The following is a 19440-nucleotide window of genomic DNA, read 5'->3' as shown; positions in this document are numbered from 1 at the left end:
CGCTCATGCCTCCCACGTGGGCTTGAGCTCCAACCTCACGGACGGGTCTACCTCCGCGAGTGCCTCCCGAACCAAGGCGGGAAGCTCCTCTGGGGTTTTGTCGGCGGAGTAAAGGGTGGCTGAGAGCCTTCTGGGCTCGACCAGCAGAACGCCCACGATCCTGCCCCGGTAGCCCAGGATGTACTCGTAAGCGTGCATGTGCGCGTAGAGCCCACGCCTCCTCAGCGCTTCTAGGAGCCTAAGCCTCGCACCAGGCAGCTCAAGGGGGGAGACCATGCTTCTAGGTAGGATCAGAGGTAGATCTGCTTTTCTGCAGGCAGTGCGGGGCACTACAGGTGGTGTCTAGGCTTGCTGTGCGGCCTGCTGCTGGGCTTTCTTCCGCTGCTCGGCCATCCTGCGCCAGTTGATTCCGATCCACAGCCTTGAGTACCATAGGAGCTTCCAGACCTCGATCCTGTCTCCGTGCTCCTCGACGAGCTTGTCCGCTATCCTGTAGAGCTCCTGGGCTTCCTCGAGGTTGAGGTCGTCCTTTTCGAGGAGCTGCTTTAGGCGGCTCCACTCCTCCTTCGTCAGAGGGTTCTCGGCGAGCTCGAGGACGCGCGCCAGCTCGGACTTCGCGAACCTCACGGCCTCGGCTCTGAGAACACCCTCGTAGCCGAAGATGTCTAGGAGCAGCTCGTTGACGCTCCTGATCCCCCTCCCCAGCCTGCTGACCCTCTCCTCTACCCTCCCAATGCGCTGCTCCAGCCTCTCCTCAAGCTGAGTGACGTGATGTTCTAGTGCCGCGAGCCTTTCTTTAAGGTCTCCCACCTCGCTCTCCAGGGCTGACAGCCTCTCCTCTACCCTCCCAACCCGTAGCTCAAGAGTAGATAGCCTCTCTTCCAGCTTGGCTACTCGGAGCTCTAGTGCCGCGAGCCTCTCTTCAAGGCCTTCTATCCTGCCTTCCAGGGCAGACAGCCTCCCATCAAGGTCTCCAATCTTCTTCTCCAGCTGGGCGATGCGGGATTCTAGTTTCCCAACCGAGAGCTCGACGCCGGCCACCCTACCCTCTAGCTGAGCGATGAGGGATTCGAGCCCGCCGAATTTGCGCTCTAAGCCAGCGACCCGGTTCTCAAGGCTGGCGAGCTTCCTCCCGAGCCAGTAGGTGGCCCCAGAGACGGTGCCCACTACGCTTGCGACGACGGCTATGGTTTCGGCGATAGACAGCCACTCGCTCATTAAGCCGCGACGCTAAATAGCTGTTTCACTTGTATAAAAATTATGCCTGTTGGAGCGAGCCATCGCGGCGGTCCATATGGATGGGGATGCCTTTTCATCTTTTACCATTTTCGAGGTGCTAACCCAGGAGTAAGTAAAAGCGAGAGATTCGGAGCCGAGCGGATCTGAGGAGAGAAGTAAAGCAGGTTCTTTTCCCCAGATCGCAACGCACTCCCGGTCCGAGGTCACTGCGGTTCTTAGCCCGCTACTTAGCCTTTAGGTACTCGTCGATGCTTTTTGCGGCCTGCTTGCCGCTTCGCATGGCTAAGCCTATGTTAGACGGCCCGTGGGCAACGTCTCCCGCGGCGAAGAGGCGCTCAACGCTCGTCGCGAAATTCTCCGCGACTTTGATGCTCCCGTCTTTGTTAAGCTCGACGCCTAAGCTCTTGACGCTTTCGGGGGGCGTCGGCTTCAGACCCACCGCGACAACCAACGCGTTGAAGTCCAGCTCGAACTCGCTTCCCGGGATGATCTCAGTCGGGGCCTTCCTGTCGGTTGTCGGCTTCACCCTCACTAGCCTCACTCTCTCAGCCCTCCAATCGCCGAGGATCTCTACTGGGACCACGTTCTCAACGAACTCGACGCCGAGGCTCTCGAGGTGCCTGAGCATGTGCTTCGCCGGGGCGACGCTCATGGGCCTCCTGTAGAGCATCACGATGTTCGCCCCGTACTCCTTGACGGCCACCTCCGCTATGTCAACAGCTGTCAGGCCTGTGCCGACGACCGCTACCTTGCCGGTGAGCGGGGGAGGCTCGACGGCCTGGTACCCGTTCTTAGCTATCATGTACTGTGTGATCCAGTCGAGGGCGTTGTAAACACCCTCCTTGTCCTCCCCCGGCACCTCCAGCCTCCTACCCTGCCACGTCCCAGTAGCCAGGAGCACCGCGTCGAAGTCCTCCAAGAGCTCGCGCAGCTGGACATCCCTGCCAACCTCGGTGTTCGTGTGGAAGCCCACCCCCAGGCCCGCGAGCTCGCGGACGCTTTCCCTGACTGAGGACTTCGGTATCCTGAACTCCGGTATGGCGAAGATCAGCATGCCCCCGGGCTCCGGGAGCTTGTCGAACACGTCGACACGATGACCTAGGCAGCAGAGGACGCCCGCCGCAGCCAGGCCTGCCGGCCCCGCACCGACTATGGCTACTCTCTTCCCAGTTCTCGGCCCCGTGGACTTGCAGGGTGCAAATTTTATAGACATCGTGTAAAGTTTATATTGATGAAAATTAATTTTTTGCGCTTTACACTTCGGTTAAAAGTAAAGAAGATCTTAAATAAAGTTTAGTCTGCGTCCTTGAGGCCCAAAAAGTTCATGAGAGCTACTCGATTACAGTTAGACTCTCTCTGCCCTTGAAGACAGATGTCTCGGCTAGTGGGAGCTTGGGGAGAACGTCCTTGACCACCAGCAGGTCATAGTCTTCGCTTAGCAGCGGCTTGAAGACCAGGCCGTGCTCTCTCGCGACCCAGTCCACAGTCAGGGTGACGTCGGCCTTGCCTGTCGCCACAGCGTTCGCCGCCTCCCGGTGTGTGGTGTACTCAACTCCGTAGCCCTTGAGCCTCCTCCTGAGGGTCGAGACGGGAACCCCCAGCTCGCGGGCCGCCTGCTCTAGAAGGTGCTCGAGGAGGATCCTGGTCCCGCTGCCCTTGATCCTGTTAGCGATCCTCAAGCCCCGCTCTACAACACCGGCGAGGCTATCGGGGGGACTCTCCACCCTGGGGTTGAACGCGAGCCCCATCACCCTCTTCCACCCCTTCACTAAAACCACCCTGCCCCTAAGCTGGGGGTCGTCGAGCAGGTGCTCGTTGTACCTCCCGGTAGCCGGGTTGAGGATGTGGACCCCCGCGACGTGGCTCAAACCCATTTTGAGCGCCTCCACGCCCAGCGTGGAGCCCACCTTCAGGTAGAGCCCATAGACCCCCTTCTCGGCGAGCTCCAAGATGAGCCGCTCCATTACAGCGCAGTCGCTCCCCGCTATGACCACATCAGGCCTCGCGAGGTCGAAGCCCCTTAGCATGCCGGTGAGCTTCGCGCGCACTAGCCTGGCCTCCGCGAGAATTGCCTCGCCTACCGGAGTCAGGTGCGCGCCACCGCCGCCTGGCCCCCCAGCACCCCTTTCGACAACTTTCGCACCGGTAGCCTCCTCGAGCCTGGCGATCGTGTTCCAAACCGTCCTGTAGTCGACGCCCAGTAGCTCCGCGGCCCTCTTTATGGAGCCAGCCCTCTCAACCGCCTCCAGCACTCGCAGCTCCTCGGCAGTGACGGTGCGGCCGTTGAGGTGGAATGTGGGGGTGAGCCCTGCGCGCAGGCCGTTGAGTAGGCTGAATATCCTGAGGATCTCGTCGCCAGGCACGTTAAAAGCCCCGCTGATCCTTTTAATGCTCGCTCCCTATTTAAAAGTACTCGAGCACGCTCTTAGCCCTCTTGGCCTCGGGGAACGCTGGCGCGCACTCTGCGCCGATCTCCCGGCAAGCCTTCTCGACGGCGTCGCGCACCCTTTCCCTCCACCTCGCCTCCGTAGCGAGGGCCTGCGGGAAGCGGTTCAGCAGTGGCCGCATGCTCTCAACCAGCTCGGGCCTGTGGTGGTAGTAGTCGTAGTACAGCTTTGAGCCCGTCTCGAAGGCGACCTCGACGACACCCGCAATCGAGGCCTCTGAGTCGTTGACCCCCCTTAGTATGGGTCCCAGGAACACCCATGTTTCCAGCCCTTCGGATGCCAGCTTACGCAGTGCTTCGACCCGCACTCCGGGGGGTGGAGCGTTGGGCTCGATCAGCCTAGCTAGGGCTGGGTCGAGCGTGGTTATCGTGAAGCCAACGTCGACCTGGCCTCTGCGGGGGGCTATGACGTCGAGGTCCCTCAGCACGAGCGGCGACTTGGTCTGTATGCTCACTCGGAAGCCGCTGCGGAGGAGGACTTCCAGGCCCCTGCGGGTCAGCTTCTCCCACGCCTCCACGGGCTGGTAGGGGTCGGTCACGGTGGACACTCCGACTAGGCCCCGCTTAACCCTCTTTACCTCGGCTTCGAGGACCTCGACGACGTTCTCCTTGATGTACACCACGCGCCCCCAGTTCCTCGCAACCTCCGGGTATCTCGTGAAAGCCCTAGCGTAGCAGTACAGGCATCCGTGGCTGCAGCCGGCGTAGGGGTTGAAGGCGTAGTCCAGGTCGGGGAGACCCGACTTGGACAGCGCGTGGCTCACCCTGACCCGCTCATACCTCACCTCCAAGGGATCCCACCTCGAGCCTAGTCTGCTTGGTGAAGTCCCTGAGGATCTTGGACTTGGAGAGCCAGACGCTCAGCGGTAGCCTAGTCGACGAGCCGAGCCTCGCGAGCACGTCCTTGAAGTCGTCGTACCTCTCGGGCTTCGAGGCGAAGAGCGCCCTGACGTTCTCGCGCACGAACCAGACGCCTATCGGGAGGAAGAAACCCTCGTATATCTCCCTGATGAGGAGCACGGTCGCCTGCCTACCCAGCCTCCTGAGGTACTCTGCGACAGCGAGCCTTGACGCGTAGTAGCAACCGCCCAGCGTCGCGTACTCGCTTCTCCCCTTGAAGCCCTCCCAGTCGCCCTCCACCTCCACGGTCGCTCCGGGGTTCCAGGTCGTGTGCGGGAACCACGCCTCAATCCACTCGAAGCTCCACGCGCCTGGAGCTAGGATCGCCACGAAGTTGTTGTCCGAGTACCTGCGCTGGAAGAAGAGGTAGCTGTCGATGGAGGGGTTGCGCTTCACTTCCTCGAGGATCCTCTTCGAGATGATGTCGTCGACAGCGGTTATCGACCACCTCGTCGGCACAAGCCTCCTGCCGGCGCTCCTGCCCAGCAGGCCGACCGAGAACACCCTCTGTATCATCGACACCGGTATCCCGCTTTCGTAGAGCCTCCACACGGCCTCGTCGGCCCTCACCCTGTCGCCGCCCAGTATCCTCTCGAGGGGCCTAGGGATGCTGGGGTTGTCCACCAGCCTGACCTTCTCGGCGACCCCGGAGGGGCCGAAGGGCGGGGCGTGGGGGTCGAGCTGAACCCCCCTTGGAGGCTTGCGGAACCTCAGCTCCACGTCGACGGGCCTCGAGGAGCTCGAGAGCAGGGCGACTTCCCCGAGGGCGTCGGGACGGCGGGCGTCAACGCGCAGGCTACCGAGAACCAGGCTCAGCCTGAACTTCAGGACGTCCTCGACCCCGTAGCTTAGCCACCTCTCTGGGAGGTCGTACACTGAGACATCCCCGTCGGCGGTGACGACAGCGGGGGCCACCCTAACGTTAGGGTAACCCACGCGGCCGACGAAGACTGAGGGGGGTGATGGGGCCTGTAGCTCCGCGGAGGACGGGGGCTTCACCTCCCCCATTTTTGACCAGATGGAGAGGAAGGGGCAGCGCGGGAGCCCGCAGAGTAGCTTCGCGCCCCGGCACTTCAAGCACAGCCCTGTGAGACGTGTGGACATTTACCTGTGATAGGGGACGCACCGACGAATATAACGTTTCCGCAGTGTTCGGTGAAAGTGGACGAAGGTTTTTAGGCAAGCTACGGTCTCTCTAGCTTGAGCCCTGTTGGGCACCTGCAGGCTTTGCGGGCGGAGCTCCCACCTTATCTCCGAGTCGCTTGGCGTGTGCCTGGAATGCCTGAGGGCTAACCCAGACGAGGCCCTCAGGATCGCCGAGGAGGCGCACATTAGGGCCCGGAGGCTCCTGGGCCTGCCGAGCCCCCCGAGCGGGGACGGCGGGGAGTGCGTGGCGTGCGGCAGGCGTTGCCGCATGGGGGATGGTGAGGTCGGCTTCTGCGGGCTCGTCAGGAACTCTCATGGAAGGCTTGTCCGCTCCTACCCACTGGAGGCGCCTGGCTTCGCTTACCTCGACCCCCACCCGACTAACTGCGTTGCCGCGTGGTTCTGCCCTGGAGCTACGGGCGCTGGCTACCCGAGGTACTCTGTGTCGCCTGGAGGTCCCGAGAGGGGATACTACAACCTCGCCGTGGCCTACGGTGCTTGCAACCTGAACTGCCTGTTCTGCCAGAACTGGGATTGCAGGCGCGCGGACCTGGGCTTAAGGCTCCCTCTCATGAAGCTCGTCGAGCGCGCAAGGGACCCTAGAGTGACATGCGTGTGCTTCTTCGGCGGAGACCCCGGACCCCTAGCGTACCACGCCCTGAAGGCCGCGGAGGAGGCTCTCAAAGCCCGAGAGGGCCAGGTCTTCAGGGTCTGCTGGGAAACCAACGGGCTGTGGAACAGGAAGCTCCTCCTGAGGGCAGCCGAGATTTCTTACGTTTCAGGGGGTGTGCTTAAGTTCGACCTGAAAGCCTGGACGCCCGCCGTGTACAGGGCTCTCACCTTCGCCGACCCGAAGCCCGTTTACGAGAACTTCGCCGAAGTCGCTGGCAGGTTCGATTTGAGGAGGGATCCTCCCTTCCTCTGCGCCAGCACGCTCCTCGTGCCTGGCTACGTGGACTCCTACGAGATGGAGATGATCGCCAGCTTTTTGGCGTCGATCGACAGGGACATCCCCTACGTGCTGCTCGCCTTCCACCCCGACTTCCTTATGTCAGACCTGCCTGTGACGAGCAAGAGGCAGGCACATGAGGCCCTCGAGGCCGCGAGGAGGGCTGGGCTGAGGAAAGTGTGGCTGGGCAACGCCTGGCTACTCCGAGATTGAAGCCCCCTTTGCGGCGATCCAGCTAGCTGGGCGGTGGTCGTACAAACTGGTTAGCGGGTTTGTGTATCGCGGACAACAATATTCGTCAAATCGCTGGGCTTGACTAGGCGAAGAGCCTCTGGATTGACCCCGGCCTAAGGGTGTTCTCTTTTTTGTAATGGCTACGCGCTACCTATGTCGGGATATCTGCAGATAGAGTTACCGCGAGAGGAGGATTATGAGCAATGACGACAGGAGAAGGGTTAGTAGTAGTGCTACGAGGGGCCTGGCTCTAGACCTCTCAACCCTGAGCGCCGGCAGTACAGCCCTCTCGACCTTAGGGGGCTTTGTGAGTTCCTGTTGGAGAATGCTTGTGACCGATGGCCTATCTGTTTGCTGGACGTTCGGGTAGATCCTCGTGACCACCTCAACTACATCCTGCCTTGTGCCGTGAAGGTCCCCCCGCGTCACCTGCCTAGGGTCGACGCCCAAGCCCCTGAGCCTGTCCGCGATGAAGCTGGCGACGAAAGTCCTGACGCCCTCCTCCTGCCCCGGGAAGAGGGCGTATCCCTCGTCAAGCATGACTCTAGCGAGCCAGGCCGTCCTTATGACGAGCTTCGACTCCTCGAACTCGAGAATGTGCTCGCCGTACTTCTTGAACCACTCCTCGAACTCCCTGAGCTCCGCTTGAACCCTGGTGCTCCCGAGCAACCCCTCAAACTCCCTCGACACGGTTTTCCCACTGTCGCTACGGCTTCAAAAAGGTTTCTAGCGGGTCACAGGGCGGAGTCAAGGAACAGCATCAGGTAGAAGCCCGCGAGGAAGCCGAGGGTGATCTTCAGGGGGGGCTCGTCCTCGCGGTATATCTCCGGGATGGCCTCCTTCAGCGTCACGTAGAGCATCGCGCCCCCTGAGAAGCTCAGCCCGAGCGGTAGCAGCCATGAAGTAAGCGAGAAGAGCGCTGCGCCCAAGACCGCGAGAAGCGCCTCGCTGACACCGCTCAGCACGCCGACGAAGGCTCCGCTACGCCTCCCCTTTATCGCGGCGATAGGTAGGGCCACCGCCAGGCCCTCAGGTACGTCTTGGAGGCCGATCGCAATCGCAGTAGCGACTCCAACTGGCAGCGAGTAGGCTATTGATGTGCCGACCGCGAGCCCCTCAGGGAGGTTGTGAATTATGACGGCGAGTGCTATGAGCCAAGCCTTCTTGAGCAGGCCTCTCGCGGACTCCGGGCCCTCGTATCCTCTCAGGACGTGCTCGTGGGGGATCAGCTTGTCGGCGAGGTGAATGGCAACGATCCCCAGCGCTGTGCCGACGGCCACGGCGGGGAAGCCCGCCAGCTGTATCGCCGGGAGGATCAGGCTCGTGAAGCTCGCTACGAGCATGACCCCGGATGCGAAGGCCAGAGCTAGGGTGAGGTCCAGGCTGCCCTCCCTGTACAGGTACACAGCCGCCGCACCCAGGCTCGTCGTAGCCGCTACGAACAGACCCGCGTACAGGCTGGCTAGAACGACGTTCCCTCCAGCCATACTCGCTAGGGCCGTGGAGAGCCAATCGAGCACGCTAGCTGAATGCTTGGATAAAGAAAAAGCTTTGCCTTACTTTTTGAAGGGGTCGATGTTGACCCTTCTCAGAATAAGTATCGATAGGACTGCGAATATGGAAGCTATTGGCCCCCAGATGACGAGCCCCAGAGTGTAGTCGTAGCCGTTGAAGGGAGGAAGGGAAGCCAGGTAGCCTACCAGTAGGTATGTGAGGGACTGGGAGATGTTTATCGGAATACCCTCGAAGCCGGTGAACAGGCCCGCCCTGCTCAGACCCGTCCTCAGCTCGTCCCAGTGTGCTAGGTCGGCGACGACAGCGTAGGGGAAGAGCTCGTAGGCTGAGATGCCTATGGCGCCCAGAGCTATAGCGAGGAGGCCGACAGCTATCTTGAGCGCTCGGTCTTGGAGGAAAGCGGGTAGCGGGGCGAGCAGCAGGCCCACGGTGAGTATAACGGCGGCTTTGATAAGGGCAGGGCCCTTCCCAGTCTTCCTGGCCTGCTTCCCCCAGAGCGGGAAGGCTCCCATTACGAAGACCACCATCACAACCCCGAAAACAACGGAGGCGAGGTTTTCCCCAAGCCCGACGACCGTGCTGACGTACTTCACCACGAGGGCCGTGATCATGGTCTCCGCCGCTGACATGAGCATCCTCACTCCCTCCCACAGCATGAATTCCCTGTACTGGAGGAGATCCAGTATGTCACGGGTGATCTTGGGGGTTAGAACAGCCTTGCTTTCAACGGGTATTAGGAGCACGCTGGGCATGTACAGGAGCACTTCCATCACCGCGAAAGCCGCCATGACTGGAAGCAGGAGTCCCCCGCGGTAGAGCGTGGGAACCAGGAAGCTGAAAACAACCCCCACCACGTTGCCCAGGATGTTGGACACGTTCTGCAGGGTGGTGATGGTGATCCTTTCCTCCGGCTCCGTGATCTCGGGCATCCAAGCCTGGTAGGGGGTCAGGAGGTAGCCGTAGAAGAAGTTGAAAGCGGCGTTCCAGAAAGCGCCCCAGTAGAAGAGCGCCGACTTGTCCTCAATGGAGATGAACAGGAAGGGGAGGAAGTACATGACAGCTGAGATGGCTAGTAGCGGAGACCCCGTGATTATGTAGGGCTTCCTCTTCCCAAACCTGCTCCTGGTAGCGTCGCTTAGGTAACCCATTATGACGGAGTTTATCAGAATGGCGAGCTTGCCTATTGCACTCACGACGCCGCTCAGCTGAGGGTCCAGCTTGTAGACGTCCCAGTACACGTAGAAGCCGGCGAAGCTGAACGCGCTCAGGAGGGTCGTTGAGCCTAGGCGCGCGATCCCGTATGAAAGCTTCTGTAGCTTTGTTAGCACGTTAATAAAGCTGTTGCTAGAGTATTTATATGTTTACGTAGATGGGGTTTGAAAGCGCCGAAAGAATATTCTCCATGTGGTACGGGTCGTCGGCATCGGCCACTTCCCTCAAAATCTCGGCTCTAACGTAAGGAGACTTCGCATTAACCCTGACCTTCTTCACTAGAAAGTCGGACGTTATGGCCTCACGGTACACTACTTCTCCTCCGGCAACGATCCTGAGAAGCTGGGCCTTAGCGCCCTCCACCTGGATCACTACGTCGAGCTCCCCGCTACTAGCAACATCGCCTGTCCAGAGCTCGTGCTTCCCGTCGGACGCCTTAAGGATCAACTTGGGCCCCTGAGGGGACTCTGAGACGAATACCCGCTGGCTCCTGATGCCCTGGAGCAAGCCGTCCTCGCTGAGCTCCTCAACGTACACCCAGGTGGTTGGGGTGCCCGGCGCCAGCAGGCTTTTCTTCCCCTTTATCTCGTGAGCGTCGCTACCCCCTACTAGCCCTAACCTGTGGCCTTTGGCCAACAGCTCGTCCCACCGCTTCAGCGATATGTAGTTGTTGAACTCCCAGACTGAGTGGAAGACCTCCACCGCATCCGCAAATGACATATCCCCGAGCTCCCAGTCGGGACCGAGAGGCTTCGGGTGGTTCACGGAGAGAAGTGCTCCCTGACCCCTAAGGTACTTCACCACTTTCGCGAGCTCGGAGGCTGACCCTACTCGGAACTCGGGTGTCTCGCTTACCCCGTAAACGTTCATGTGGCCTTTGTAGGAGGTCATCTCAACCCCTCTCAGGAAGAAGATCCCATTTAGGAAACCGCTCCTCCATCCCATCTCGGCTATGTGCGACACTGTGTTGTGGTCAGTGACGGACACGAAGTCCAGCCCAAGTACGCGTGCCACCGAGGCTATCTCCTCCAAAGTTGAGTCCCCATCGCTGTGGACCGAGTGCAGGTGCAGGTCTCCTTTAACCCAGCCCCGCTTCGCCGCAGGAGCTCCGAGAGATAGCTGCCTGCCCTGCCCCTCCGCGCACTCGCGGTAAACCTTAACCTTCACGGTGTAGCTCAGCCCCGCGCGCGGAACCTTGTAAAACCCCAGTATAACGCTCCACTCACCCGACCTTATGTCTCCGGCCGTGTAGCTCGGTGTAGCGTAGACCCGAGAGACGGTGAACTTCTTCTTATTTGAGCCGCTCCAGCCTCTCAGAAACTTCATGCCCTCTACCAGCTCCCTGCTTCCCGGCTCAAGGAGCCCTATGTCGACGACCGCTTCTTCGGGGCTTTTCCCAGCGAACTCATACTCTACCTCAATCGTGCACACGCCATCTGGGATAGTGAAGGGTAGGTAGGCGAAGCTCCCAGCCATGGACGGGGACGCCTCGCCGTTGAATTCATACTCGAGAATAGGCTTCACGCTGTTGAGCATACCGATTAAGAGGATGCTATACGCGTATATTATGATTTATCATCCTCGTTGTTGAGAAGAGCTTATCATGATTTGATTCTCGCCATGAAGCGTGGTTGTGCTGGTAACCCTTAGGGTCTCTGGGGTAGGCTGTGCCAGCTGTGTAGCTCCGGTGAAAGAGCACTTCCTAAGAGCACCCGGAGCACTGGCCGTTCACGTGCTCGGAAGCAGGGTGTATGTTGTGCTGGAGGACGGCGTGACTTTGGCGGATTTCCTCAGCAAGAGCGGTGCCGCAGAGTACTACGTAGTTCATGTAGAGCGGACTGAAAGCCTAGGGAGCCCGGAGGAGGCGCTTGAAAGGATAAGGAATGCAGACCGGGTTAGCCTGCGCTTAGCGCGCTGAGCCTAACGGAAGTGCTGAGGCTACGCAACTCTCTCTAAGCGTCGATGCCTCAACAAGTTTTTTAAACGATGCCTCGAGTCCACCCTGTGCGGAGACTCCTGTTACTGCTAATCGTCTCGCTTGCCTCCTACACTGTTCTCACAACCCTGCAAGCCCACCTCCTCGGCGGGGTGGAGCAGAGAGCGGGCTATGCTGACACCGCTGGAAACCGATTGTACTGCCTGCAGTGGCTACCACCGGCCAGCAGACCACGCGGAGGAGCAGTCCTCTTCCACGGGCTCGGCGGCTCAGGCTTTTGGCTAGCACAGCCTATGTGAACGCTTATAACCCCATCCTCGCCCGTAGCTGTGATGGTCGAGGTCAGCGGGGAGGTGTGGGAGAGTGTGGCGAGGTGGCTCGAGCTGACAGGCCTCGCGAAGACGCTGTGGCGTCTGCGCGAGCCGAAGCCCCTCAGCAGGGCCTTCGCCACGAGGAACACGAGGTACATCGCCTCGGTCCTTGAGAGGTTGTGTACAGCGGGCCTCGTGAGGGAGGCGGTCGTCGGCGACGTGAGGTACGTTTACCTCGCCGAGCGCGCCTGCGGCCTCCTCTTACTGCTCGGCTACAGCATCGAGGAAGCGGCTTGCGGCGATGCTGCCTTGAGGCTTATTCGGCGCGGAGCCTCAGCTGCCTCCTATAAAGCATGACGGTGGCGATGTGGCTGCATATTTTTGCCTTCCTCACGTAGCCGTATGCTGGAGAGGCAGTCGCAGCGGTACCTGCCCTCGCTCACCCAGACGTTGTACCACGGGTAGGTGTCGCCCAGCTCAGGCAGGCCCTTCACCAGCCAGTGCTCATTGCCCACTCTCTCGACTTTGCCCGCTAGGAGCCTGTACACGGCGCGGTAGAACCACTCCGCTGGCTTGTTGGGGAAAGACGCCTGCAGCTCGCTTAGCGCGTCGAGCAGATCACCATGCTCCTCAACCTACCTATCATCGCAGCGGCCGTAGAGGGCGCACCTCACCAGCGCCCAAGCAAGCCTGCTCTCCTCACTCCTAGCCCTCCTCAACCGAGAGCACTCACAGCGCCTTCTCCGTGAACGAGACCGTAACCCCAGCTGGGTGCGGGCTCCTCCTCAGGAAGCCGTAGTCCAGAAGCCTCAGGTAGTCACCAAGCTCCAGCTCCGCGGCATGGAGCCACTTTCCCAGAGGATGTAGTGAGTGGTTTCACTTTCAGCCTACACTTCGAAAGGGAGATAAACCCCCTCAACGCCACACATGACGGTAGGGCAGTTGGCCGCCGCTGCCGCTGGGGCGTGGCGGCCGCCGGCTGCTCCTCCCCGGAAGCCCCCGAGAGGGGCAGGCCCGAAGAGGGCGATGCCTCGCCCCCGTGGGGCCACCCCGAGGCCGACCGAAGGATGACGAAGATTTAAGGGGGGCCAGTGGGGGCAGAAAAGGAGGAGCGTGTACAGGCTTGACCTGCTAGCTAAAACCGCGGTGCTAGCCATACCTTCCGCACTAGCGTTCAAGGCGCTCTTCAGGAGCAGGCTACCCGCTACCTCCCTTGCCGGCTCGATACTGAAGATCATCTCCTTCCGCATAGCAGGGTTCGCGTCCGCCTGGGCGGTAGCCAGGCTCGTGCTCGGCGGTCAGGGTCTAGCCAGCTACCTTCTCGTCGTCACCTACGTTAGCCTACTGTTACTCCTCCCCCTCGACGCTATGGCACAGGTTTGGGCTAGAGAGGGTGGAAGCTGGGTCGATAACGCAACCTGGCTTGCCGCAACTGAGAGCTTCCTGCTGGCGTCCGTCACCCCCCTTGTCTAAAAATAGCTGGCGCGAAATCATGCGTAAGAGGCTGTGAAAAGTCCTCTCTTCCGAGAAAACTCATGGAACCTGCTGCGGCCTAAAACACGTGTTGAAGGGAGGTTTAAATATGGGGGTCATCACCCTTGCGCTTCCAGAGCAGGTAAGAGGTAGCTGTGCTCTTCACCTGAACTCCCAATCCTCCTGACCGCTCTCTTTATGTGGAAAAGCCTTTCACCCAGCCGATAGATAATCACCTTTTTAATCAGGCGACGTGTATTAACTGTAGAGGCATGACGGAGTCTCAGGCTGAGCTGAAGAGCAGGATCCTGAAGCTGCTAAGGGAGGATGAGGAGTTCAGGTACGCGGTTGCAGGCCTCCTCGGGCTCGAGGAGCTGCTAGCCAGGCTCGACAAGCACGAGAAGGTGCTCGAGGAGCTACTTGGGGAAATCAAGAGCCTGCGTGAGGAGCAAGGAAAGCTAAGGGAGGATTTCAACAGAATGCGGGAAGACTTTCTCAAAATGCTTGAACGCATTGTCAAGTTAGAGGAGGAAGAGAATAGCCTTCAGAGAGAAGTCAAGAGGCTTGAGGCATCCCTAGAGAGGCTCCGAGGCGACATGCTCTACGGCTTCAGCCAGCTAAGCAAGTTCGCGGGCTTAACTTTCGAGACGTTTGTCAGGGACCTCCTTACCAGGAGCCTCAGGGAGTCAGGTGTCCTGCCCCCCGACAAGGAGCTGAGGTCTGAGGTCGTAGGCGGCGAGGAGGTCGACATCTTCTGCGACGCTCCGTTGATCGTGGGCGAGGTGACCGCGCACGCGGAGTCAGAGGAAGAGCTCTACAAGCTACTAAGAAAGGCCGAGGCCGCTGAGAGAGCCCTCGGGAGGCCGTCGTTCAAGAAGATCCTTGTCGTGCTCACCGCCCCTAGGCGCGTAGCGGAGAAGCTCAGGGAGCTCAGCGTAGAGCATGACGTCGAGCTGATTCTTGGAAAGGTCATGGAGTAGGGCGCACCTCCTCGGAGACCTCAGCCAGCGTAAAGATGCACCTGTTAAGCGATAGCGCGTTAAAACCTCGATACAACTTAGTTGCCCTTTAGTCTCAGAAGCAAATATATTCCGAGACTCATGAGATATTTTCTAGACATGGTTGCGTCTGAGATTAAAGTGAGGGTCTCAAAAAAGTTCACAATATACCTTCCGAGGACGGTAGCGAAGGCTGCCGGTGTGAGGGAGGGTGAAGTACTCAGAGTGAGGGTCGATGGCTCCAGAATTATCCTAGAACCCATTCTAGACCCTTTTGACTTCGCGCTAAAGGGGCCGAAATTTGCCAAAGTAACTTTCGAGGAGTTCGAGAAAGAATCTGAGGAGCTGCAGAATGAGATCTTCGGCTAGGCTAAGGATACTCTTGGATTCCACGTACCTCTTACCAATACTTGGTGTGGAAGTCGAGGGTACAGAAGATGCCCTGGCTACCCTAAGGAAACTCAGAAGGGAAAATAGAGCCACTTTCTACTACACTCCTCTTAACATCCTGGAATGCTTGGGGAAGATTACTATGCTGGAATATGACCATAGCACTGTAGCTACGGGGTTATCCCTAATCGAGGAGGAGTTTGAACAAGTTAGCCCCAGCACTCTAGGCTACTTTAAAGCCCTTGCGCTTAGGAAAAGGGCTTTAAAGACTTAATAGACCTCCTACTGTTCGTAACAGCGGCAAGCGAGAACCTCCTGTTCCTCACGAGAGACAGCGACCTTATCCGCTTCCTCAGAAAGAGCGGAGAAAACTTGGCTGCCATCCTCTACGAGGAAGATTTCCTGAAGATGTTCCGGTAGCCCCCTCACAAGCTTTAAAACGTTTAACCTTATACCAGCTTCGTGGCCATTGAGATCAAGAACCTCACGTTTACTTATGCGGGGAAAGAGGAGCCCGCTCTCAGGGACATAACGCTGACCATCGAGGAGGGTGAAACCGTACTTCTTCTGGGCAGGAGCGGCTGCGGCAAATCCACGCTACTGAAGGCGATTAACGGTTTGATCCCCAACAGGTATGAGGGCGTGTACGAGGGAGAGGTCAGGGTTAAAGGGGTCACCGTGAAGGGGGCTAGCCTTGCGCTCCTCTCGCGTCTAGTGGGAACCGTTATGCAGGAGGTGAGTAAGCAGCTCGTGCTACCGAACGTCGAGGACGATGTTGCCTTTGGGCCGTGCAACCTCTGCTATCCTAGGGACGAGATCAGGGAGAGGGTTAAGCGGGCCCTCGAGAGCGTCGACGCCTACCACCTCAGAGACCGGGACGTCAACGAGCTCAGCGGCGGGGAGAAGCAGAGGGTCGCCATCGCCGGGATACTTGCGATGGATCCGCCCATCGTTCTCATGGATGAGCCCCTCGCGAACCTGGATAGTGAGGGTGTCAGGCTCGTCCAGGAGCAGATCAAGGACTTCAAGAGAAGGGGGAAGACCCTCATAATCGCCGAGCACCGAGCAGAGGAGGTGCTTGAGGTGGGAGTAGACAGGGTTCTCTTCATGGATAACGGGAGAGTGGTTAAAGAGATAAGGAGCGAGAGCGAGCTTGAGAGCCTTGTGGGGCTTGTGAAGGTCCCGGCAAGGATCCTAGCTAGGAGCTGCCCGGGGCCTGTTCTACCCGACGCGCCACGATCGCCCCCAGCCGGGAAGGTCGCGATAAAGTTTGAGAACGTTAGCTTCGACTACGACGGCCGGTCGGTCTTACGGGATATAAACCTGGAAATACGTGAGGGTGAGAGAGTGGCGCTTCTCGGGAACAACGGCGCGGGGAAGAGCACGCTCGCCAAGCTTATCCTTGGTATTCTGAAGCCGAAGAAGGGGAGGGTTCTGGTCTACGGTATGGATACTCGTGAGAAGGAGGTCTACGAGCTGGCAAGCTACGTTGGGCTGGTGTTCCAAGACCCGCTTACCATGCTTTTCGCCAGAACTGTTGAGGAGGAGCTCTCCTACGGGCCTAGGAACCTCGGCGTGTTGCCAGGCGAGATAGCACGCCGCGTAGCCGAGGCCGCCTCCATGTGCAGGATCGAGCATCTCTTGGGCTACTCTCCCTTCGCGTCGAGCTACGGCGAGAAAAAGAGGATTGCTGTCGCCTCGATTCTAACTATGAGGCCGAGGGTGCTTATACTGGATGAGCCCACAGCTGGCCAGGACTACGCGAGTTACGCATCCTTTATGGACTTCGTTTCCGGGCTCGTCGGCGCGGTAGGGACGCTAATCCTTATAACCCATGACACTGACCTAGCGATCGAGTACACTGATAGGACTGTGATCCTGTCCGGCGGGAGGATAGTTGCCGACGGGCCGACGCGCGAGGTCCTAGCAAGGGAAGAAAACCTGAAGGCTGGGAAGATCAGGGAGACGAGCCTGATACGGGTAAGCCGGGAGCTCACCGGCGGTAAGGCGGTGCTCAGCTTCAAGGAGCTCCTGCGCGTCTGCGGTTTCTCCCCCACCGCCACGAGTAATAATTAAAGCCCGTCATCTTCGGTAACGCCTACCCTCCTCTGGTAGCAAACCCTTTTCCTATGAGAATGCATGCTCTCCGCTAAACGATAGGAGTTGAGGAGCATCCTTCTTCACATTATGCTGAACGAAAGCCTTCGAGATGTGTGAACGAAATGTCGGTAACGCTGTGGAGAGCAGAGGGTGGAAAAGGCAGATGAGAAAATGAAAGCTCCACTTACTCGATGGTAGGTACGTTGCCTCCGTGCGCGTACTGTGAAAAAATTTATTATGAAATCGTCGTGTTAGAGTTTTGAACGAGCATGAGCAAGAAAGGGGTCTTCTCAACATCAAGCCTGGTTGCGATGGCTGTTGGAACAGCGCTGTACGCGGCATTCAACGTGTTCTTCAACATCCTCCAGCTACCTGGAACGCAGCTCGTCTCCTTGAGGCCCAGCGTCGCTATACCCATGTTTTTCGGGTACGTGTTTGGCCCCGTTGTGGGCTTCGTCAGCGGGTTCCTTGGAAACATCATAAGCGACGCGATAAGCTGGGGTGGGTTCTGGTGGAACTGGGACGTAGGCAACGGTCTACTGGGTCTTATCCCCGGTCTAGCCTACTACTTCATACCTAGAGACAGCATATTCAAGAGAAGGGGCTATATCGCCTGCGCGGTGCTGGCTGTCGTCGCGGCCGTCGTCGGCATGGGATTCGCGGCCTACACTGACTACATCTTCGGCTATGGCATCTCCACGATAGAGGAGGCGACGTACGCCCTCTTCCTCCCTGCAGCTATTACTGATGCTGTGAACGGAGCTATCCTGACTCCGATACTCGTTGCCGCTTACGCAGCAGCCGTGAAAGGTAGGGCAAGGAGGCTCTAATGTCTACGAGGTTCATAAGGTACATCGAGGGAGAGAGCGTAATCCACAGGCTTGACCCCAGGTCTAAGCTGACATTCGTCTTCTTTATGGTTCTCTGCCTAACCCTTGCCTACAAGCTATTGCTGGTCATCCCACTCTTTGCCATTTCTGTTATTTACTACGCGATGGCAAAGCTACCTTGGAACAAAACGAAGAACACCTGGAAGTTCATCCTGATCATCGTTCTAGTGCTTTCCCTGTTGAACTACTTCACCGTCGCCTTAGTCTACGGTCAAGGTTCTCTCCTCGAAAAGCTCACCTCTCCTCGAGCCATCGCATCCGCGATTACACCCGTTCTAAAGCTACTCTCCTTAGCGCTTGTAACCGCCACACTCGTGTTCACGACGCCACCGAACCTCTACGCACCCGCCTTGGGGCAGATGGGCTTCCCCTACAAGGCAGCATACGTTATACAGCTCGCCTTGAGGTACGTTCCCGAATTCACGGCCGAGCTTGGCAGGACGCTTGAGGCTCAGATGGCCAGAGGCTTCAGGCCCCGAGGAGGAAAGAACCCTCTAGCGAGACTGCTGGCGATAGTCCCCTTAGTTGTGCCCGTGACAATCTCTGCCTCGCTTTCTATCTACGACATCGCGGACGCTATGGAGCTCAGGGGTTTCGGTGAGGAGAGGTGCCACACGTGGTACAGGGAGCTTAGGCTTAGCCGGGGAGACAAGCTTCTCCTGGCGGTCTCGTACTCGCTGGGCCTACTCTACGTTGCACTCTTTTTGTCCAAGCTCGCATAAGATACTTTTTTAGCGTGCCTTATCTCTGTTTTGAGCAGATCCTGCTAACGGCCTCGTCCAGCTCGGCTAGGAAGCCCTCCAGCCTGGCCACCGGAACCCTCGCGCCCGCCGCCTCCCTGTGGCCGCCTCCGTGCCCCTCGTACCTCGGGGCTAATTCACGGAGGAGGGCGTTGAGGTCAACGCAGCCAGTAGCGGAGCGCAGGCTCATCACGGCCCAGTCGCGCTTCACCTCGATTGCTAATCCGACGGGTCTTCCCGATTGGACGTGTGAGAAGGTTGCCATAGCGCCTAGAGGGGCACCGGGGTTCACAACGTAGGCGATGCTTTTAAGAACCACGAGCTTCGACGGCAGAGCTCTCCTGGCTTCCTCGAGGTTCCGGGCTTCCCGAATAGCAGAGGCGACGAGGAAGTCGATGCTCGAGGGTAGCCTGTTCCCCGCCAGCTCCGCTACGAGCTCCCGCTTCCGGTCGTGGTCGCGCCGCAGGCCCTCCAGCCCGAGCGTGAGTACCCCGGCTTCGAGGTAGAGGGCTCGGATGTCCCAGAACCCGAGGTACGTGTTGAACCACTCGGTCCGCACGGCGTAGTCGCCGATAGCCCCGTAGAGGGCCACACGGCTCAGCTCGTGGGGCGGGTTCAGGTTCCTAAAGGCGAGCTCCGCTGTTGAAGGCCCCTGCTCGTGGAAAACCTTTACTCCCAGCTTTTCGAGGAGCTCGAGGCCACCCTCCGGCGTAGGATGGTGGTCGATGTAGATTGCCTCCCTGAAGGCTGAAAGCTTCTCTGCGACAGCCCTCCACGTTCTCTCGTCGAGGGAGATGTCCAGAACTACCACTCTCTCCGCTTGGCCGGCGAACTCCTCGAGGTCGCCGAGCAGGCCTACAGGGTGCGAGAATACCACGCGGCCGCCGAATACCGAGTAAGCGATGGCGGCCGACGTAACGCCGTCGCAGTCGCCGTGCGCGAATATAACTGTCTCCACGGG

At 59.0% G+C, this 19440-nt stretch carries 24 protein-coding genes; 12 read left to right on the top strand and 12 right to left on the bottom strand.

Going from position 1 to position 19440, the window contains the following annotated elements; genetic code table 11:
- Positions 1-3: 3 nt before the first annotated feature.
- The 6 genes from MOV14_RS09715 to MOV14_RS09690 all read right to left on the bottom strand — a co-directional run bounded on the left by MOV14_RS09715 (position 4) and on the right by MOV14_RS09690 (position 5689).
- Positions 4-276 carry a hypothetical protein gene (locus MOV14_RS09715; protein ID WP_318537134.1) on the bottom strand — a complete coding sequence of 91 codons (273 nt, stop codon included), beginning with the start codon at positions 274-276 and terminating at the stop codon, positions 4-6.
- Positions 277-342: 66 nt separating this feature from the next.
- A complete protein-coding gene (locus tag MOV14_RS09710; protein WP_318537133.1) occupies positions 343-1218 on the bottom strand; it encodes a hypothetical protein in 876 nt (291 codons plus the stop codon).
- 244 nt (positions 1219-1462) lie between these two features.
- Positions 1463-2452, bottom strand: coding sequence for an FAD-dependent oxidoreductase (locus MOV14_RS09705; protein ID WP_318537132.1), 990 nt, complete (start codon positions 2450-2452; stop codon positions 1463-1465).
- 118 nt (positions 2453-2570) lie between these two features.
- Positions 2571-3602: a substrate-binding domain-containing protein gene (locus tag MOV14_RS09700; RefSeq protein ID WP_318537131.1), complete on the bottom strand. Its 1032-nt coding sequence runs from the start codon at positions 3600-3602 to the stop codon at positions 2571-2573.
- Positions 3603-3642: 40 nt separating this feature from the next.
- Positions 3643-4470: an SPL family radical SAM protein gene (locus MOV14_RS09695; RefSeq protein WP_318538160.1), complete on the bottom strand. Its 828-nt coding sequence runs from the start codon at positions 4468-4470 to the stop codon at positions 3643-3645.
- Positions 4460-5689, bottom strand: a complete 1230-nt coding sequence (locus tag MOV14_RS09690; RefSeq protein ID WP_318537130.1) for an Nre family DNA repair protein — start codon at positions 5687-5689, stop codon at positions 4460-4462. The genes MOV14_RS09695 and MOV14_RS09690 overlap by 11 nt, the downstream gene beginning before the upstream one ends.
- Positions 5690-5852: 163 nt before the next feature.
- Between MOV14_RS09690 and MOV14_RS09685 the strand changes: the two genes are divergently transcribed.
- On the top strand, positions 5853-6893 hold the full coding sequence (locus MOV14_RS09685) for a radical SAM protein (RefSeq protein WP_318537129.1): 1041 nt from the start codon (positions 5853-5855) through the stop codon (positions 6891-6893).
- Between the two features lie 198 nt (positions 6894-7091).
- On the opposite strand, the gene MOV14_RS09680 is transcribed toward MOV14_RS09685, so the two are convergent.
- From MOV14_RS09680 to MOV14_RS09665, 4 genes are all read right to left on the bottom strand, one after another.
- Positions 7092-7604: a hypothetical protein gene (locus tag MOV14_RS09680; RefSeq protein WP_318537128.1), complete on the bottom strand. Its 513-nt coding sequence runs from the start codon at positions 7602-7604 to the stop codon at positions 7092-7094.
- 44 nt (positions 7605-7648) lie between these two features.
- A complete protein-coding gene (locus MOV14_RS09675; protein ID WP_442786712.1) occupies positions 7649-8401 on the bottom strand; it encodes a ZIP family metal transporter in 753 nt (250 codons plus the stop codon).
- Positions 8402-8470: 69 nt separating this feature from the next.
- Positions 8471-9757 (bottom strand): MFS transporter, encoded by a 1287-nt coding sequence (locus MOV14_RS09670; protein ID WP_318537126.1) that lies wholly within the window; start codon positions 9755-9757, stop codon positions 8471-8473.
- Positions 9758-9782: 25 nt separating this feature from the next.
- A complete protein-coding gene (locus MOV14_RS09665; RefSeq protein WP_318537125.1) occupies positions 9783-11177 on the bottom strand; it encodes a CehA/McbA family metallohydrolase in 1395 nt (464 codons plus the stop codon).
- A gap of 91 nt (positions 11178-11268) precedes the next feature.
- On the opposite strand from MOV14_RS09665, the gene MOV14_RS09660 reads away from it, so the two are divergent.
- The 3 genes from MOV14_RS09660 to MOV14_RS09650 all read left to right on the top strand — a co-directional run bounded on the left by MOV14_RS09660 (position 11269) and on the right by MOV14_RS09650 (position 12245).
- Positions 11269-11559 carry a hypothetical protein gene (locus MOV14_RS09660; protein ID WP_318537124.1) on the top strand — a complete coding sequence of 97 codons (291 nt, stop codon included), beginning with the start codon at positions 11269-11271 and terminating at the stop codon, positions 11557-11559.
- A gap of 68 nt (positions 11560-11627) precedes the next feature.
- Positions 11628-11876, top strand: a complete 249-nt coding sequence (locus tag MOV14_RS09655) for a hypothetical protein (protein WP_318537123.1) — start codon at positions 11628-11630, stop codon at positions 11874-11876.
- Between the two features lie 33 nt (positions 11877-11909).
- Positions 11910-12245 carry a hypothetical protein gene (locus MOV14_RS09650; protein WP_318537122.1) on the top strand — a complete coding sequence of 112 codons (336 nt, stop codon included), beginning with the start codon at positions 11910-11912 and terminating at the stop codon, positions 12243-12245.
- Here the strand turns inward: MOV14_RS09650 and MOV14_RS09645 are convergent.
- Positions 12233-12436 (bottom strand): hypothetical protein, encoded by a 204-nt coding sequence (locus MOV14_RS09645; RefSeq protein WP_318537121.1) that lies wholly within the window; start codon positions 12434-12436, stop codon positions 12233-12235. The genes MOV14_RS09650 and MOV14_RS09645 overlap by 13 nt on opposite strands.
- A 318-nt stretch (positions 12437-12754) precedes the next feature.
- Between MOV14_RS09645 and MOV14_RS09640 the strand changes: the two genes are divergently transcribed.
- From MOV14_RS09640 to MOV14_RS09605, 8 genes are all read left to right on the top strand, one after another.
- Positions 12755-12970 (top strand): hypothetical protein, encoded by a 216-nt coding sequence (locus MOV14_RS09640; protein ID WP_318537120.1) that lies wholly within the window; start codon positions 12755-12757, stop codon positions 12968-12970.
- Between the two features lie 31 nt (positions 12971-13001).
- Positions 13002-13361, top strand: a complete 360-nt coding sequence (locus tag MOV14_RS09635; RefSeq protein ID WP_318537119.1) for a hypothetical protein — start codon at positions 13002-13004, stop codon at positions 13359-13361.
- Positions 13362-13633: 272 nt separating this feature from the next.
- Positions 13634-14341 (top strand): hypothetical protein, encoded by a 708-nt coding sequence (locus MOV14_RS09630; RefSeq protein WP_318537118.1) that lies wholly within the window; start codon positions 13634-13636, stop codon positions 14339-14341.
- Positions 14342-14500: 159 nt separating this feature from the next.
- Positions 14501-14728 carry an AbrB/MazE/SpoVT family DNA-binding domain-containing protein gene (locus tag MOV14_RS09625; protein WP_318537117.1) on the top strand — a complete coding sequence of 76 codons (228 nt, stop codon included), beginning with the start codon at positions 14501-14503 and terminating at the stop codon, positions 14726-14728.
- Complete coding sequence (locus MOV14_RS09620; protein ID WP_318537116.1) at positions 14712-15023, top strand: hypothetical protein; 312 nt, start codon at positions 14712-14714, stop codon at positions 15021-15023. The genes MOV14_RS09625 and MOV14_RS09620 overlap by 17 nt, the downstream gene beginning before the upstream one ends.
- A gap of 188 nt (positions 15024-15211) precedes the next feature.
- The gene (locus MOV14_RS09615) at positions 15212-16825 is read left to right on the top strand and encodes an ABC transporter ATP-binding protein (RefSeq protein ID WP_318537115.1); all 1614 of its coding nucleotides are present in this window, start codon (positions 15212-15214) and stop codon (positions 16823-16825) included.
- 293 nt (positions 16826-17118) lie between these two features.
- Entirely contained in the window at positions 17119-17679 is a 561-nt protein-coding gene (locus MOV14_RS09610) for an ECF transporter S component (protein WP_318537114.1), read from the top strand.
- Positions 17679-18461, top strand: coding sequence for an energy-coupling factor transporter transmembrane component T family protein (locus MOV14_RS09605; protein WP_318537113.1), 783 nt, complete (start codon positions 17679-17681; stop codon positions 18459-18461). The genes MOV14_RS09610 and MOV14_RS09605 overlap by 1 nt, the downstream gene beginning before the upstream one ends.
- A gap of 19 nt (positions 18462-18480) precedes the next feature.
- Here the strand turns inward: MOV14_RS09605 and MOV14_RS09600 are convergent, their stop codons facing one another.
- Positions 18481-19437 carry a DHHA1 domain-containing protein gene (locus tag MOV14_RS09600; protein ID WP_318537112.1) on the bottom strand — a complete coding sequence of 319 codons (957 nt, stop codon included), beginning with the start codon at positions 19435-19437 and terminating at the stop codon, positions 18481-18483.
- Positions 19438-19440: the final 3 nt, after the last annotated feature.

Origin of the sequence: Infirmifilum sp. NZ (genome assembly GCF_022693705.1) — an archaeon.
Taxonomy (GTDB): Archaea; Thermoproteota; Thermoprotei; order Thermofilales; family Thermofilaceae; genus Thermofilum.
Note: the sequence above shows the minus strand (reverse complement) of the source record. Positions and strands in the feature narration are given on the sequence as shown.

Coding starts and splice junctions, on each gene's coding strand:
- MOV14_RS09715 (WP_318537134.1), bottom strand. CDS start 276: ATGGTCTCCCCCCTTGAGCTGCCTGGTGCGAGGCTTAGGCTCCTAGAA.
- MOV14_RS09710 (WP_318537133.1), bottom strand. CDS start 1,218: ATGAGCGAGTGGCTGTCTATCGCCGAAACCATAGCCGTCGTCGCAAGC.
- MOV14_RS09705 (WP_318537132.1), bottom strand. CDS start 2,452: ATGTCTATAAAATTTGCACCCTGCAAGTCCACGGGGCCGAGAACTGGG.
- MOV14_RS09690 (WP_318537130.1), bottom strand. CDS start 5,689: ATGTCCACACGTCTCACAGGGCTGTGCTTGAAGTGCCGGGGCGCGAAG.
- MOV14_RS09675 (WP_442786712.1), bottom strand. CDS start 8,401: ATGGCTGGAGGGAACGTCGTTCTAGCCAGCCTGTACGCGGGTCTGTTC.
- MOV14_RS09665 (WP_318537125.1), bottom strand. CDS start 11,177: ATGCTCAACAGCGTGAAGCCTATTCTCGAGTATGAATTCAACGGCGAG.
- MOV14_RS09655 (WP_318537123.1), top strand. CDS start 11,628: ATGCCTCGAGTCCACCCTGTGCGGAGACTCCTGTTACTGCTAATCGTC.
- MOV14_RS09650 (WP_318537122.1), top strand. CDS start 11,910: ATGGTCGAGGTCAGCGGGGAGGTGTGGGAGAGTGTGGCGAGGTGGCTC.
- MOV14_RS09630 (WP_318537118.1), top strand. CDS start 13,634: ATGACGGAGTCTCAGGCTGAGCTGAAGAGCAGGATCCTGAAGCTGCTA.
- MOV14_RS09620 (WP_318537116.1), top strand. CDS start 14,712: ATGAGATCTTCGGCTAGGCTAAGGATACTCTTGGATTCCACGTACCTC.
- MOV14_RS09610 (WP_318537114.1), top strand. CDS start 17,119: ATGAGCAAGAAAGGGGTCTTCTCAACATCAAGCCTGGTTGCGATGGCT.
- MOV14_RS09605 (WP_318537113.1), top strand. CDS start 17,679: ATGTCTACGAGGTTCATAAGGTACATCGAGGGAGAGAGCGTAATCCAC.